The sequence below is a fragment of the Kineococcus xinjiangensis genome (assembly GCF_002934625.1).
GTDB lineage: Bacteria > Actinomycetota > Actinomycetes > Actinomycetales > Kineococcaceae > Kineococcus_A > Kineococcus_A xinjiangensis.
Genome location: NZ_PTJD01000014.1, coordinates 103,217 through 118,339, shown reverse-complemented (window position 1 = coordinate 118,339; position 15,123 = coordinate 103,217). Strand labels below are relative to the sequence as shown.

Sequence of the window (15,123 nt, the reverse complement as noted above, 5' to 3'; positions counted from 1 at the left end):
GTCCAGTGCGGCGCGGTGCCCGCGCGTCAGCGCGAGGTCGCCATCCCGGTCGGAGGCGTGCAGGAGGCGTCCGGCCGGGCGCACGCCACCCGGCGCAGTTCCTCCACCACCGCCGCGGTCGGCGCGTCGGTCCGCCGCCCGGCGCGGGTCGCTGCGTAGATGGAGCGGGCGGGCGGTGTCCCCGTCAGCGGGACGACGACGAGACCCGGCGGGCGCAGGGGGTGCGCGAGGCGCGGGACCAGGGCGACGCCCGCACCTGCGGCGACGAGCGCTGCGAGGGAGTCGTACTCCTGGGTGTGGTGGCGGACGTCGGGGGAGAAGCCGGCCGTCGCGCACGCACCGATGATGATCTGCGCGCACGCGTCGTCGGAGGCGGCGGCCACCCACTCCTCCCGGGCGAGGTCGGCGAGGTCGAGCTCGGGCTGCGCCGCGAGGGGGTGGTCGGCGGGGAGCAGCGCGTCGAGGACGTCGGTGAGGAGGTCGACACGGTCGTAGCGGGCGTCGTCGCGGGCGGGTGCGCCGCGGTGGTCGACGGAGACCGCCACGTCGAGGTCGCCGGTGTCCAGGCCGTCGATCGCCGAGACGGGTTCGCGCTCGCGCACGAGGATGCGCAGGCCGGGGCGCTCGGATCGCAGGTTCCGCAGGGCCGGGCCCACCACGGCGGCGATGGCGCTGGCCAGCGACCCGACGCGGACCTCGCCCACGAGCCCCTCGCCGAAGGCGGCCAGGTCGGCGCGCGCCCTCTCCAGCTGCGCCGCGACGGTGTCGGCGTGCCCGAGCAGCACTCGCGCCTGGCCGGTGAGCCGCACTCCGCGACCGTGTCGCTCCAGCAGGGGGACGTCGAGGTCGCGGGCGAGGCCGGCGAGCTGCTGCGAGACCGCGGAGGGGGTGAGGTGCAGGGCGGCCGCTGTCGCCGCGACCGTCCCGCGGCGTTCCACCTCGCGGAGCAGGCGGAGCCGGCGCAGATCGATCGTGAAGTTTTCACTATCGATACTCATGAGGAAAGTCTAGCTGGACTGAACTGTCGTGGGTGGCGCACGATCGAGGGGTGATGCACCGATGACCCGCCGCGCCTTCCTGCTCTTCACCGCCCTCGGAATCGCCTGGGGCATCCCCTACCTGCTCATCAAGATCGCCGGTGAAGAGCTCAGCCCGTCGGTGCTCGTCCTCGCGCGCACGGCGCTGGCCTCGCTGGTGCTGCTGCCGTTCGCCCTGACCCGTCCCGCCGTCCGCGCCGCCCTGCCGGCGCTGGCCCGGCACTGGCGCGCGTTGCTCGCCTTCACCGTCATCGAGATCTCCGTGCCCTGGTTGTTCCTCGCCCGTGCGGAGCAGGACCTCTCCAGCTCCACCACGGCCGTGCTGATCTCCGTCGTGCCCGTCGCCGGTGTCGCCGTCGCGTTCCTCAGCGGGCGGTCCGAGCGCCTCGGCGGCCGTGGCTGGCTCGGGCTGGTCCTCGGCACCGCGGGCGTCGCGACGCTCGTCGGCTTCGACCTGACCGGTTCCCAGCTCACGGCGGCGGCCGAGGTCGCCGTCGTCGTCGTCGGCTACGCCATCGGGCCCGCCATCCTCGCCCGCAAGCTCGGCGACCTGCCCGGGCTGGCCGTCGTGACCGCCAGCCTCGTGCTCTCCACCCTCATCTACGTGCCCGTGGTCCTGCTCGGGCCCGGACTGCCCGCCTCGCTGCCCTCGGGGGCCGTCGTCGCCAGCGTGGTGGTCCTCGCCGTCGTCTGCACCGCGGCGGCGTTCGTCCTGCTGTTCGCGCTCATCGGGGAGCTCGGCCCGGTGCGCGCCACCGCGATCGTCTACGTCAACCCCGTCGTCGCGGTCGTCGCCGGCGCGCTCGTCCTCTCCGAGCGGATCTCGGTGTGGACGCTCGTGGGGTTCGCGGGCGTCCTGATCGGGTCGGTCCTCGTGACCCGCCGGGCACCCGCGGCGGCCTCGCCCGCCCGCGAGCCGGAGGCGCTCGTCGCCCGGGCGTGAGCACCCCGGAGTGAGCACCCCGGAGTGAGCACCCCGGAGTGAGCACCCCGGAGTGAGCACCCCGGAGTGAGCACCCCGGAGTGAGCACCCCGGAGTGAGCGTCTGCCTCACCCGGGCGCGGTGGAGCCGTCCCCTCCCGGCCCCGGGGGCTCGACCGACGCGAGGCGGCGCCGCAGGTGGGCCCGCGCCGGGTCCGCCCCGACGAGATCCAGCGCTTCGCGGTAGGCGGTGGCCGCCTCGGCGTGACGGCCGAGGCGGCGCAGCAGCTCCGCGCGGGCCGCGGGGTAGGGGAGGTGGCCGCGCAGCCGCGGCTCGTCGGCCAGCTCGTCGAGCAGCGCGAGACCGGCGGCGGGCCCGTCGCGCATCGCCACCGCCACCGCCCGGTTGAGCGCGACCACCGGCGACGGCGCCACCGCGAGGAGGACGTCGTACAGCGCCACCACCTGGGGCCAGTCCGTCCCGGCGAAGTCCACGGCCTCGTCGTACAGCGCGGCGATCGCCGCCTGCAGCCCGTACGGCCCCGCGACCCCTCCGGTCAGGGCGGTGCGCACGAGGCCGCAGCCCTCCTCGACCATCGCGCGGTCCCAGCGCCCGCGGTCCTGCTCCTCCAGCAGCACGAGCTCCCCGTCGGGGCCGGTGCGGGCGGCGCGGCGGGCGTGGGTCAGCAGCATCAGCGCGAGCAGGCCGGCGACCTCCCGCTCACGCGGCAGCAGCCGGTGCAGGATCCGCGCCAGGCGGATCGCCTCCTCCGCGAGTTCGACGCGCTGCAGGTCGGGGCCCGAACTGGCGGCGTAGCCCTCCGTGAAGATCGAGTAGAGCACCTGCAGCACCCCGGGCAGGCGCTGCGGGAGCTCGTCGGCGCCGGGCACCCGGAAGGGGATGCGCGCGGCCCGGATCTTCTTCTTCGCCCTCACGATCCGCTGCGCCATCGTCGCGGACGGGACGAGGAAGGCCCGCGCCACCTCGGGCGTGGTCAGCCCGCCGAGGCAGCGCAGCGTCAGCGCCGTGCGGTCCTCCGCGGGCAGGGCGGGGTGGGCGCAGGTGAAGAACAGCTGCAGCCGGTCGTCCGGGAGGTCGTCCACGTCCGCGTCGGGCGCGGCGGCCGGGTCCCCGCGCTCCGCCTCCGCCTGCAGCACCGCCAGCCGGGCTGTGTAGGCCCTGTCCCGCCGCAGCCGGTCCACGGCCCGGCGCCGGGCCGTGGTCAGCAGCCAGGCGCCGGGCCGGGTGGGGACACCGGTGACGGGCCAGTGCACCAGCGCCGCCTCGATCGCCTCGGACGCGACCTCCTCGGCCAGGTCGAGGTCACCGTAGCGGCGCACGAGGGAGGCGAGCAGGCGGCCGTGCTCCTCCCGGAACACCGCCTCCACCGACGACTCCACGGAGCCGCCGGGGGAGGCGGTGGGACCGTCCGCCCGCTCCTGCACGGGCGTCAGTACTCCTCGGACACGGGCCGCACCTCGACCGAGCCGCCGCCGCGAGCACCGGGGCAGCGCGCGGCCCAGTCGAGTGCGACGTCGAGGTCGGGCACGTCGATCACGTAGTAGCCGCCGAGGACCTCCCGCGTCTCGGCGAACGGGCCGTCCGTGACGACCCGCTCACCGCCCTCCCCGACCCGGACGGTCGTGGAGGTGGTCAGGTCCTGCAACGCGTGGCTGGCCACCTGGATGCCCGCCTCCTGCACCTCCTTGTCGTACTGGAACCACTCCTCCAGCTCGCAGGGCTCGGGCACCTCACCGGCGTCGTTCATCGGGGGGCTGTACATCAGCAGCATGTACTTCACGGTTCGGCTCCTGTCGGGTCGTCGTGCGGCGGGTGCCGTACGGGATGACGACGAACGCCGCAGCCCCGGATCGACAGCCCCGCCGGAGGAGTTTCCCGCCGGCCGCCGACGCTGACCAGAGCCGGCACCCCCGGTCGACCTCCCCGGAGCACGGAACGGGCGGGTCAGCTCCCCGCCGCCCCGGCCTTCCCCAGCGCCCGCGCCAGCGCCTCCACCTGCCGTCGCGTGAACTCCTGCGACACCGCCGCCCGCTGCTCGATGGCGTCGAACCCGTGGTACGCGCCGGGAACGACGTGCACTTCGCACTCGACCCCGGCGTCCCGGAGCCGCTGCGCGTAGTCGACGTCCTCGTCGTGGAACAGGTCGTGGGTGCCGACGCCGATCCACGCCGGGGGCAGGCCGGAGAGATCCTCCGCTCGTGCCGGCGCGGCCAGCTCCGGCACACCGTCGGGCTGGCCGGGGCGCCGGTAGGGGCCGAGGTAGCTCTGCCACCCGAGGCGGTTGCTGTCCTGGTTCCACATGCGCAGGCGGTTCTCGTCGACGTCGGTGCGCAGCGTGGTGCGGTCGTCGAGCATCGGGTACACGAGGAGCTGGAACGCCGGGTGGACCTCGCCGCGCTCCCGGGCCAGCAGGGCGAGCGCCGCGGCGAGGCCCCCGCCGGCGCTGGCTCCGCCGATGGCGATGCGCTCCGCGTCGACGTGGGGTTGCTGCGCCAGCCACCGCAGCGCCGCGTAGCAGTCCTCCAGCGGCACGGGGAAGGGGTGGTCGGGGGCGAGGCGGTACTCCACCGACGCCACGACGGCGCCCAGTTCCTCAGCGACCCGGGAGCAGAACCCCTCGTCCAGGCGGGCGTTGCCGATGACGAGCCCTCCGCCGTGGATCCACAGCAGCGCGGGCTTGCGCTCGGCCGAGGCGGTGCGGCCGTGGACGAAGACCGACACCCCGGGCTGGACGGGCTCCTCGACGGCGCGCGAGCGGTGCAGGCGGGTGCTGAGAGCGCCCAGCTTCCGGATGCGCCACAGGCTGCGGGCACTGACCACGCCGCGCGGCAGGAGCCGTGTCAGGCGCAGGTCCGGGTGGAAGCCGTCGTCGGGCACCGGGGCGGCGTGGAAGTCGTCGTCGGACACCGGCGCACCCCCTGCGGTGGGTCCGCTCAGCGTCGGGTGGTCGGGGTCCAGGGGGGCTCGCCTCCTGCGGTGCGTGGTGGTGGACGGTGCGGGGTCTTCGAGGTTAGGGGGAGCAGCCGCCGAGCGCCCCACGTGCCGCGCCCGCCGGCGCCGCAGCGCTACGCACGCCCCACCGCGTAGCGCTCCACGAGGCCGTCGAGGATGCCGTTCAGCCGGTCGTCGACGACGCGGCGGGCGGGGTCCCCGTCGTACCAGTCGACGATCTCCCGGGCGCCGGCGGAGAAGGGGACCGTGGCCACGTAGTCGGGCACGAGGGCCTTGACCTTGGAGTTGTCGAACACCATGGAGTGGGACTTGTCACCCAGCAGCCCTGGCCCCGCCTCCGGATCCGCCGCGGCGATCGCCTCCGACGGCACGTGCACGATGCGCGGTTCGGCCACGCCGGCGGCTGCGGCGAGGTCGGCCGCGATGCGGTTCCAGGTGAGAGCCTCGTCGGAGGTGATGTGGAACGCGTCGCCCACCGCCGCGGGGTGGCCGAGCAGCCCGGTGAAGGCCTTCGCGAAGTCGGTGTGGTGCGTCAGCGTCCACAGCGAGGTGCCGTCCCCGTGGATCACGACGGGCACGCCGCGGCGCATGCGGTCCACGACCGTCCAGCCGCCGTCCAGCGGCACGAGGGTGCGGTCGTAGGTGTGCGAGGGACGCACGATCGTCGCGGGGAACCCGTCCTCGCGGTAGGCCCGCACGAGCAGGCCCTCGCAGGCGATCTTGTCGCGGGAGTACTGCCAGAAGGGGTTGCGCAGCGGGGTGGACTCCACGACGGGCAGCCGCGCGGGCGGGGTCTGGTACGCCGAGGCCGAGCTGATGAACACGTACTGCCCGGTGCGGCCGCGGAACAGCTCGACGTCGGAGGCGACGTGCTCGGGCGTGAACGCGACGAAGTCGGCGACGACGTCGAACTCCTCGTCACCCAGTGCCGCGCGCACCGAGCCCGGGTCGCGCACGTCGGCGTGCAGGACCCGCGCCCCCTCCGGAACGGGCCGCGTGGTGGTTCCGCCGCGGTTGAGCAGGGTGACGTCCAGCCCCGCCTCCACGGCGCGCTGCGAGCACGCCGAGCTGATGATCCCGGTCCCACCGATGAACAGCGCCTTCAACGTCGTCGCCATGGCCCCACAGCTACCACCCCCGGCGCTCCGGCGCCCACGGACGCGGCCGTGGGCGCACCGGCGGGACCGCCCAGCCGCCCGCGCCGGCGTCGTCCCGGACGAGGACCACGATGTTGCCCGCGGGATCGGCGACGGTGAACATCGGCGGTGCGAAGTCGGTGTGCGGGATCTCCTGGTGGGGGCACCGCACCCGCGGTGGTCAGCGCCCGGTGCGCTTCCTCCGCGTCGGCGGTGACGTAGTGGACACCGCGCGCCCGCTCTTGATCGCGTCCGTTCCGGGCGGGAGCATGCCTCCATGCCGGCGAACCGCCTGTCCCTCTGGTCGAAGGGCTCCGTGCTCAGCATCGCCTCGAGCGGGTCGGTGCTCTCCGTCGGCAGCGTCGGCTCGTGCCTGTCGCTCGGCAGCGTCGGCTCGTTCGCGTCGGTGCTGTCCATCGGCTCGGCCGAGTCCGCGGGGTCCGTCCTGTCGGTGCAGTCGTGCTGGTCGTTGCTGTCGGCGCAGTCCGCGGGGGCGGTGCTGGGGTTCCGCACCCGCGGCCCGCTGGTGGAGGCAGGCCCGGTGGTGGTGGCCGGGGTGGCGCTGGTCCTGGCGGCGGAGCTGCTGCGGCGCAGGGCAGGCGTCCGGCGATGACCGGTGCCGTCGGGGCGCTGCGTCAGGTCGCCGGCGCGGTTCCCGGCTGCCAGCCGAGGGCGGGGGCGACGTGGCGGGCGACGTTCTCCAGCAGGTGGGTGTTGTACTCCACGCCGAGCTGGTTGGGCACGGTGAGCAGCAGGGTGTCGGCGGCCTGGACGGCGGCGTCGCGGGCGAGCTCCCCGGCGATGACGTCGGGTTCGCCGATGTAGCTGCGGCCGAAGCGGGCGAGGGAGCCGTCGAGGTGGCCGACCTGGTCGGTGGAGTCGCTGCCGCCGCGTCCACCGAAGTAGCGCCGGTCGAGGTCCGTGGTGACGGGCAGCACGCTGCGGCTGACGGAGACGCGGGGTTCGCGCTCCCAGCCCGCCTCGGTCCAGGCGGCGCGGAAGACGGCGATCTGCTCGGCCTGCAGCTCGTCGAAGGGCACGCCGGTGTCCTCGGTGAGCAGCGTGGAACTCATGAGGTTCATGCCCTGCAGCGCGGTCCAGCGGGCGGTGGCCCGCGTTCCCGAGCCCCACCAGATGCGCTCGGGCAGGCCGGGCGACTGCGGCTGCACGGCCAGCGGGGCAGTGGTGCCGGTCATCTGCGGGTTGGCGGGGGCGATCTTCGCGCCGGCGATCGCGGCCCGGAACAGCTCGGTCTTCGCGCGTGCGAGGTCGGCGTCGGTGCTGCCCTTCGCGGGGACGTAGCCGAACGCCTCGGAGCCGCGCAGCGCGGTCTCGGGGGAGCCGCGGCTGATGCCGAGCTGCAGGCGCCCGTCGCTGAGGAGGTCCGTCTGCGCGGCTTCCTCCGCCATGTAGAGGGGGTTCTCGTAGCGCATGTCGATGACGCCGGTGCCGATCTCGATGCGGCGGGTGCGGGCGGCGACGGCGGCGAGGACGGGGAAGGGCGCGGCCTGCTGGCGGGCGAAGTGGTGCACCCGCACGAACGCCCCGTCGAGGCCCAGCTCCTCCGCGGCCTCCGCGAGCTCCACCGTCTGCACGAGGGCGTCGCGGGCGGTGCGCGCCTGCGAGCCGGGCACCGCCTGCCAGTGGCCGAAGCTGAGGAACCCGATGCGCTTCACGGCCGGTGCAGCGCCCGGGAGGCGGGCGGCATTCCACCGCCCGGTGCCTGCCGGGGCGGCGCGGTCCCCGGGTGCGCTTGACTACCCAGGGCCGCGGGGGCGGTCCGGGGGATCGGGGAGGGGGCCGGCGGGTGTCGCTGGGGTCGACGGGGGCGGGGGCGGGGGCGGCGGACGGCGGCGGCGGAGCGGCACCGGCGGTGCGCCGCCGCCCGGATCGGGGGCTGCTCTGCGCCTGGCTGGTGCCCGCCCTCGTCGCGGCGCTCACCACCGCGTGGCGCTACGACGCCAAACCCCTGTGGCGCGACGAGTTCTACACCCTGGGCACCGCGGTGCGGGAGTACGGGGTGATGCTGCGCGGCCTGCGGGTGACGGATGCGGGCATGGGCCCCTGGTACGTGCTGATGCGCCCGTGGGTGCTGCTGTCGCAGTCGGAGGCGTGGCTGCGGTTGCCGAGCGCGGTGGCGGGGGTGCTGGCCGCGGCGCTCGCCGGCCTCCTCGCCCACCACGTCGTGAAGAACCACGTCGTGAAGAACCACGTCGTGAAGAACCACGTCGTCAAGCGCCACGTCGTCGAGGACTCCGTCCTCCGAGCCGCCGCCCCGCTGGCCGGCGCGGTGGCGGGGGTGCTGTTCACGCTGACCCCGATCGTGGTGCGCCACAGCCAGGAGGCCCGCCCGTACCCGGTGCTCGCCGCCTGCGCGGTGGCCACCGCCTACGGGTTGCTGCGCGACCGAGGGGCCCCGCGCGCCCGGTGGCTGCTCCTGTGGGCGGCGGCCGCGACGCTCGCCGCGGCCCTGCACGTCCTCACCGGCGCCCCGGCGGTGCTGGCGATGGTGGGGGTGGCGTTCCTCGCCCCGGGCCGCGCCCGCCGCCGCCGGTTCCTGGCAGGCGGGCTCCCGCCCCTCGCCGTGGCAGCCGCGATGGTGGCGGTGGGCATGTCGCAGGCCCCGAACCGGATCGGCGAGGACTTCCCGCTCCTGCGGCGCAGCCTGGGCCTGTGGCACTCCTACGCCGCGGCGCCCGCCGCCCTGGGCGGGTTGCTGCTGCTGTGGGGGGCGGGGGCGCTGGCCCTGCGCCGGTGCCCGCCCGTGCTGGCCCTGCTCGCCGCGGGGACGCTCGCGCCGGTCGCGGCGGTGGTGGCGTCGGCGGCGGCCGGGCAGTTGTTCGAGGCCCGCTACACCGTCGCCGCCGCCCCGGCGCTGGCCGTGCTGGCCGGTGTCGGGGCGGCGGGGATCGCGGTGGCGCGACGGCGGACGGCGCCGACCGCCGTCGCGGCGCTGGCGCTGGTGGGGCTGGTCGCCGCCGGTCAGGCCCCCCGGCTCGTGGCGCACCGGCAGCAGCCGTTCGTCGTGGACGACCCCCGCTCGGCCGCCGCGGCGCTCGCGGCCCGCGCCCGGCCCGGGGACGCGGTGGTGTTCCTCGGCAACACCGACCGCCCGATGCTGCGCCACCACCTGCCCGCCGGGGTGGGGCTGGACGACGTGCTGCTCGTGCGGGACCCGTCGGTCAGCGTCTCCATCGGCGGCGACGACCTGACCGGCCCGCAGCGGGCGGCGGCCCTCGCCGGGCGGGAGCGGGTGTGGGTGGTGGGCACGGAGCACTTCGTCCCGTGGGAGGAGATGTTCGCCGGCCCCGTGCGGGACGCCCGGGCGGGCCGGGCGCTCGCGTACGGGGAGAGCTTCGGCCGGTTCCGCGTCGAGCTGTGGACGGCGCCCTGAACCCCCTCGGACGCCCCGGCCGGGGTTCCCGGTGCTGCGGGCGTCACGTCACGACGGTGAGGTCCACCCCGTCCGCCCGCGCCAGCCGCACCGGGCCGTGGGGGACGGGGTGGTGGCTGCGCCGGGCCAGCACGGGCAGCGGCTCCTGCCGGGCCATCCCCGCCAGCAGGTGCACCCCCTCGTAGCAGCCCTGCGCGTAGCTGCCCAGCGGCGGTGCGGCGGCACCCCAGCGGTCCGCGTAGCGCGCCGGCAGTTCCCCGCTGCCCGAGGCGAACCAGCGCATCACCGCGAACAGCTCTCCGGAGTCGTCACCACCGGCCTCCAGCAACCCGTTCTCCTCCAGCGCGGGGGAGACCCGCACGATGCGCGGCCCCAGCCCCGCGGCGGTGAACGCCCGGTTGAAACTCGCCAGGTCCCGGCCGATCAGGCTCAGCAGCACCGCCTGCACCCGGCTGCGCCGCAGCCCCTCCACCAGCCGCTCCGCGTCCACGCCGCCCACCGGAACCAGTTCCCGCCGCACCACCTCCGCACCGGCCGCCCGCAGCAGGGGCACCGCCGCGGCGTGCACCGTCCGCGGCCACACGTAGTCGTTGCCCAGCAGCGCCCACCGCCGCAGCGTCCGCCGCGACGCCAGGTGCGCGGCGACCGGGAGCAACTGCTCCGCCGGGCCCTCGCCCAGCAGGACGACCCCCGCCTCCCGCGGCCCGCCCTCGTGCGGCGGCGTGAAGACGTAGGGCAGCCGCCCGGCCGTCACCCGCCCCAGGCGCCGGTGCACGTCGCTGGTGTGGTGCCCGCAGACGGCGTCCACCACCCCCGCCAGCGCCAGCCGCCCCACCTCCGCGGCCACCTCCGCCGCCGGCCGGCCCGCGTCGACCGGCACCAGCCGCAGCGGCCGCCCCAGGACCCCGCCGGCGGCGTTGACCTCCTCCGCGGCCAGCACCGCGCACGCCAGCGCCGCGGGCGCCGTCATGCCGAGTGCCCCCGACGTCGGCAGCGCCAGCGCGATCCGCAGGGCGTGCGCGTCCGGACCCTGCACGGCAACCGCCAGCGGGTCGAGCAGGACGCCGGGGGAGGCGCCGGGGGCGTCGTCCCGCTGCGCCGAGGAACGGCTCATCGGGTGGAAGTGTGCCGCCACCGCCGCCGTCCGGCCAGGAACCGGCACCGGCGACCCCGCCCGGGCGGCGAGGACGCCAGGGCGCAGTAGCCTGCCCGGATCCGTGGGAGGAGGCCGCAGGTGCCCGCTGTGCGACTGCTCGACCTGCTCACCCGAGCCCAGCGGCTGGCGTGGCGGGAACTCGCCGAGCGCTTCGCCGAGGAGGGCACCGGGGTGGAGCAGTGGCGGGTGCTGCGGGCGCTCGCCGGCACCGACGGCACGACGATGGGCCACCTCGCCGAGCAGTTGCAGGTGCCCCCGGCGTCGCTGACCCGTCTCGTCGACGGCCTCGTCGACGACGCGCTCGTCTACCGCCGCCCCTCCACCACCGACCGTCGCCGCATCGTCGCGCACCTGTCCGACCGCGGGGCCGCGCTGCTGGAACGGCTGGAGGCCATCGCCGCCGCCCACGAGGCCGCCCTGACCGCCGGGCCGCGTCCGGAGCTGGCGCAGCTGCACACCGCCCTCGGCCCCGCGGTCGCCGCCTGCGCCCGCGACCGCTGAACCCGCCGGGCGGGGCGCCCGCTAGACCGGCGCCGCCGCGCCCGCCTCCTGAGCCACCCCGTTCAGCACCCGCACCGCGGCGTCGAACTCCGCCGACGGCAGGGGACGGCCGACGTGGTAGCCCTGGATGACGTCGCAGCCGAGCTCCCGCAGCTCCTCCAGCACCTCGGCGCTCTCCACGCCCTCGGCCACGATGCGCAGCCCCAGGCTGGCCCCCAGCCCGGTGATGCTGCGGATCAGCGCCGCGCTCGTGCGGGCCTCGTCGGCGACCTCCAGGCCCATGACGAAGGAGCGGTCGACCTTCACCTCGCAGACGGGCAGGCGCTGCAGGTAGGACAGGCTGGAGTAGCCCGTGCCGAAGTCGTCCAGGGACAGCGCCACGCCCAGCGCCTCCAGCTCCCGCAGGACGGGCAGCGCCCGCTCCGGGTCCCGCATCACGCTGCTCTCGGTGATCTCGAGGGTGAGCCGGTGCGCGGGCACACCCGCCTCGGCGAGCGCGGCCGCCACCCGGGCCGGCAGGGCGGGGTTGCCGACGTTGCGGGCGGACAGGTTCACCGCCACCGACAGCTCCAGCCCGGCGTCCTGCCACTCGCGGCACTGCCGCAGCGCCTTGGCGAGGACGTTGTGGGTGAGGCGCTCGATCAGACCGGTGGACTCCGCCAGGCCGATGAAGACGTCCGGGGCGAGCCGCCCCAGCGTCGGGTGGTTCCAGCGCACCAGCGCCTCCGCGCTCGTCACCGCGCCCTGCGCCAGGTCCAGCTTCGGCTGGTAGAAGACGTCCAGCTCGTCGCGCTCCAGCGCGCGCCGGAGGTCCGGCAGCAGCACCAGCCGCTCGACCTGGCCCTCGTCGAGGTCCGCGCTGTAGGCGCGCACCCCCGTCCCGTCCCGCTTCGCGGCGTGCATGGCCGTGTCCGCCTGCCGCAGCAGGTCGTCGGCGGTGTGCCCCGCCGAGGACAGCGCCACGCCGATGCTGGCGCTCGTGCTGAGGACGACCCCGGACAGCTCCACCGGTGCCGCGAGGGCGTGCTCCAGCTCCGCCACGACCGCCAGCGAGTCCGCCTCCGCGCACGGCGAGGCGGGCAGCAGGACTGCGAACTCGTCCCCGCTGAGGCGGGCGACCGTCCCGCCCCGCAGGTCCAGCCCCTCCAGCCGCCCGGCCACCACCTGCAGCAGTTCGTCGCCCACGAGGTGGCCGAGCGCCTCGTTGACCTCCTCGAACCGGTCGAGGTCGAGGAGGAGGACCGCGATCCGGCCGTGGGGGTCCCCGTCGAGGGCGGCCTGCATGCGCTCGCCCAGCAGGAGCCGGTTCGCCAGGCCCGTCAGCCGGTCGTGGGTGGCCTCGTGGCGGAGGCGGCCCACCAGCTGGGCGTTGCGCACCGCCACCGCCAGGTGGCCGGTGAGGGTCTGCAGCATCGCCAGGTCGTGCGCGGTGAACGCCGTGGAGTCGCCGAGCCGGTCGAGGGCGACGACCACGCCCCGCGCGCCGTCCAGGGGCAGGGGCACCACGAGGGCGTCGCCGATGCCGTTGGCGCTCAGCCACCGCCGCGCCGCCTGGTCGGGGGAGGAGGAGTTCAGCACCACGGCCGCGCCGCGCTCCGCGCAGCCCAGCAGGAACGCGTCCTCGTCGCCGCGGACGACGCTGACCGCGCCGTGCTCGTCCACGGCCACCCGGACGGCGCCGGCGCACCCGTCGGGGAGGGCGGAGGTGAACTCCACCCTCGAGGCGCGCAGGACCGTGCGGAGGTGGTCCAGCAGCCGCCCGCTGAACTCCTCCCCGTCGCCCGCACCGCCCGACGTCAGTTCCACGAACTCCTGCACCAGTTCCAGGGAGTGGTGGCGTGCGCGCAGCAGCAGGTAGCCGCGGTAGGTGGCGGCGACGAGCAGGGCGAAGACCGCGAGGAGCGCCACCCCCAGCGAGCCGAGGCCGAGGAGACCGGCGGCGATGAACCCCGCGGTCGTGCTGACCAGTCCCACGGCCGCGACGGGGACCAGGACGTCCAGCACCGTGCTCCGGCCGAGCGGGCCGTGGTGGATGCGGATGACCAGCAGCACGAGGGCGCTCATGAGGAGCTCCACCACCGTCAGCGCCGCGAACGCCCCCGCCGCCGTGCGCAGCGACAGGCCGGGAGCGGCGCCCACGAGCAGGTGGCAGAGGAGGACGACGAGGACGGTGTCCAGCAGGTAGACCGAGGTGTTGAAGGCCGACTTCAGCAGCGGGGAGCGCTGCAGCGCGAACGTCGCCACGGCGGCCAGGAGGCGCACCGCGAGGAGGTGCTGCGGCGGGCAGTACAGCAGCCCCAGCAGCAGCGGGACGCCGGTGAGGCAGATCGAGTACGCCTGCCGGCGGATCTCGACCAGCACCTGGCCCAGCTCGGCGAGCACGAACGTGACACCGAGCACGACCAGCACCGCGACGGCGGGCACCCCCGCGGGTGTGCCCAGCAGCGGCTGCTGCGGCAGCAGGGTGAGCAGGGCGCCGCCCGACACCGCCGTGGCGGCCGTCAGCGCCGTCGTCAGGGCGAGTGGGCTCAGCAGTCGCGCTCGCAGACCGCTCAGCACCCTCGTCCCCCCGCTCCCGTCACCACTGCCACTGCCACTGCCACTGCCACTGCCACTGCCACTGCCACTGCCGATCCCCGCTCCGCCGGCACCCCTTCCGCGCCGGTCAGACGCCGACGAGCTGCGCGCCGCTGGTGAGGGCGCCCAGGACGTCGCTGACGGTGCGGTCGGAGCGCGCGGACTCGGTGAAGTCGAGGGCGAGCTGCTTGCCGCCGTCGCGGTTGAGGACGCGGACCACCGACGAGGGGATCGACACCTCGGGGGCGCCCTGCACGTGCACCTGCAGCTGGAGGGCGGTGCCCTCGCCGACGCCGGCCGGGGCGGTGCAGCGGGCGCCGGTGGCGCTGATGTCGAGGAGGTCCACGGTGTGCGGGGCGCCGCCGACGACCACGGTGGCGGGCCCGGACACGGCCACCCGCTGCGCGCCGCGGCGCTCCAGCCGGCTGCTGAGGCTGTCCATGGCCTGCAGGCTGCCGATGCTCTCGCCGAGGGCGTTGTCGAGCCGGGCGACGAGGGCGTGCTGCTCGGCGGCGATGGCGCGCAGGGAGCCGGTGGCGCCCTCGACGTGGGCGACGCCCTCGCTCATCCGGACCAGCGCGGCGGCCAGCGCCTGCGCGTCGTGGCCGAGCGAGCCGACGGTCTGGGTGATCTGGTCGGTGGAGCGGGCGGTCTCCTCGGCCAGCGCCTTCACCTCGTCGGCGACGACGCCGAAGCCCTTGCCCGCCTCCCCGGCGCGGGCGGCCTCGATGGTCGCGTTGAGCGCCAGCAGCTTCGTCTGGTCCGCGACGCGGGAGATCATGTGGGCCATGCCGCCGACGTTGCGGAGGCTCTCCTCCAGGGCGGCGACGACGCGGTCGGTGCCGCGGGCCTCCTCGGAGACGCTGGCGGTGATGGTCTCCGCGGCGGTGACGCGCTCGTCGATCGTGGCCGCGGCCTCGCGCACGGCCTCCACGCCGGTGACGACCTCGCTGAGCTCGTGCACGGCCATCCCGGAGATCTCCGTGACGACGAGCTCCGCGCGCTCGCGCATGGCCTGCGCGGCGTCGCGCTGCACCCGGAACATGTCCTGGGCGAGAGCCTCCCGGGCCGCCCGCGCGGACTCCAGGTCCTGCCCGTGCGCGAGGGCCCGCTCGCCCGCCTCGGCGGCCGCGGACAACGCCCCCGCCAGGCGGGCGCCCACCGAGCGCCGCCCGCGCACGGACACCGTCAGCGCCGCCGCGAGCGCGGCCCACGCCGCGACGAGCAGCAGCACGTCGGCACCCGTCGCGGTGGTGGCGGCGGCGCCCGCGGCGGTCAGGACCAGCAGCGCGTCGTGCGCCGCGCCGGGAAGGCGGGCGGGGACGCCGTGCGAGGGCGCGCCGGGTGCGGGCTGAGCAGGAAGGGCCACAGGGGTGGTGTCGGCGTCTGCGGCGGAATCTGTAGCGCCGCCCCGGAACGGCCGTTGC

The 15,123-nt window shown here is 76.0% G+C and carries 13 protein-coding genes; 4 read left to right on the top strand and 9 right to left on the bottom strand.

The genetic code is table 11. The annotated features are described in order from the left end of the window. Nucleotides 1-26: 26 nt before the first annotated feature. Nucleotides 27-998 (bottom strand): LysR family transcriptional regulator, encoded by a 972-nt coding sequence (locus CLV92_RS17200; protein WP_104434753.1) that lies wholly within the window; start codon nt 996-998, stop codon nt 27-29. Nucleotides 999-1,059: 61 nt separating this feature from the next. Here CLV92_RS17200 and CLV92_RS17195 point away from each other — a divergent pair, with 61 nt between their 5' ends. Beyond that, a complete protein-coding gene (locus tag CLV92_RS17195; RefSeq protein WP_104434752.1) occupies nt 1,060-1,980 on the top strand; it encodes a DMT family transporter in 921 nt (306 codons plus the stop codon). A 107-nt stretch (nt 1,981-2,087) separates the two neighbouring features. Here the strand turns inward: CLV92_RS17195 and CLV92_RS17190 are convergent, their stop codons facing one another. The 4 genes from CLV92_RS17190 to CLV92_RS17175 all read right to left on the bottom strand — a co-directional run bounded on the left by CLV92_RS17190 (nt 2,088) and on the right by CLV92_RS17175 (nt 6,050). Continuing rightward, nucleotides 2,088-3,404 (bottom strand): RNA polymerase sigma factor, encoded by a 1,317-nt coding sequence (locus tag CLV92_RS17190; RefSeq protein WP_104434751.1) that lies wholly within the window; start codon nt 3,402-3,404, stop codon nt 2,088-2,090. A 5-nt stretch (nt 3,405-3,409) separates the two neighbouring features. Next, nucleotides 3,410-3,760: a YciI family protein gene (locus CLV92_RS17185; protein ID WP_104434750.1), complete on the bottom strand. Its 351-nt coding sequence runs from the start codon at nt 3,758-3,760 to the stop codon at nt 3,410-3,412. A 164-nt stretch (nt 3,761-3,924) separates the two neighbouring features. Beyond that, on the bottom strand, nt 3,925-4,857 hold the full coding sequence (locus CLV92_RS17180) for an alpha/beta hydrolase (protein WP_104434820.1): 933 nt from the start codon (nt 4,855-4,857) through the stop codon (nt 3,925-3,927). 188 nt (nt 4,858-5,045) lie between these two features. Next, the gene (locus CLV92_RS17175; protein ID WP_104434749.1) at nt 5,046-6,050 is read right to left on the bottom strand and encodes an NAD-dependent epimerase/dehydratase family protein; all 1,005 of its coding nucleotides are present in this window, start codon (nt 6,048-6,050) and stop codon (nt 5,046-5,048) included. Nucleotides 6,051-6,345: 295 nt separating this feature from the next. On the opposite strand from CLV92_RS17175, the gene CLV92_RS17165 reads away from it, so the two are divergent. Next, nucleotides 6,346-6,681: a hypothetical protein gene (locus CLV92_RS17165; RefSeq protein WP_104434746.1), complete on the top strand. Its 336-nt coding sequence runs from the start codon at nt 6,346-6,348 to the stop codon at nt 6,679-6,681. Between the two features lie 22 nt (nt 6,682-6,703). Here CLV92_RS17165 and CLV92_RS17160 read toward each other — a convergent pair whose 3' ends face one another. Continuing rightward, nucleotides 6,704-7,744 carry an LLM class flavin-dependent oxidoreductase gene (locus tag CLV92_RS17160; protein ID WP_104434744.1) on the bottom strand — a complete coding sequence of 347 codons (1,041 nt, stop codon included), beginning with the start codon at nt 7,742-7,744 and terminating at the stop codon, nt 6,704-6,706. 131 nt (nt 7,745-7,875) lie between these two features. Here CLV92_RS17160 and CLV92_RS17155 point away from each other — a divergent pair, with 131 nt between their 5' ends. Further along, nucleotides 7,876-9,462 (top strand): hypothetical protein, encoded by a 1,587-nt coding sequence (locus CLV92_RS17155; RefSeq protein WP_104434742.1) that lies wholly within the window; start codon nt 7,876-7,878, stop codon nt 9,460-9,462. A 43-nt stretch (nt 9,463-9,505) separates the two neighbouring features. On the opposite strand, the gene CLV92_RS17150 is transcribed toward CLV92_RS17155, so the two are convergent. Beyond that, the gene (locus tag CLV92_RS17150) at nt 9,506-10,576 is read right to left on the bottom strand and encodes an ABC transporter substrate-binding protein (protein WP_104434740.1); all 1,071 of its coding nucleotides are present in this window, start codon (nt 10,574-10,576) and stop codon (nt 9,506-9,508) included. Nucleotides 10,577-10,696: 120 nt separating this feature from the next. Between CLV92_RS17150 and CLV92_RS17145 the strand changes: the two genes are divergently transcribed. Beyond that, complete coding sequence (locus CLV92_RS17145) at nt 10,697-11,119, top strand: MarR family winged helix-turn-helix transcriptional regulator (protein WP_211291227.1); 423 nt, start codon at nt 10,697-10,699, stop codon at nt 11,117-11,119. Nucleotides 11,120-11,140: 21 nt separating this feature from the next. Here the strand turns inward: CLV92_RS17145 and CLV92_RS17140 are convergent, their stop codons facing one another. Together CLV92_RS17140 and CLV92_RS17135 are read right to left on the bottom strand one after the other, a co-directional pair. After that, complete coding sequence (locus CLV92_RS17140; RefSeq protein WP_104434736.1) at nt 11,141-13,678, bottom strand: putative bifunctional diguanylate cyclase/phosphodiesterase; 2,538 nt, start codon at nt 13,676-13,678, stop codon at nt 11,141-11,143. 106 nt (nt 13,679-13,784) lie between these two features. Further along, a complete protein-coding gene (locus CLV92_RS17135; protein WP_104434734.1) occupies nt 13,785-15,065 on the bottom strand; it encodes a methyl-accepting chemotaxis protein in 1,281 nt (426 codons plus the stop codon). Between the last annotated feature and the right edge of the window lie 58 nt (nt 15,066-15,123).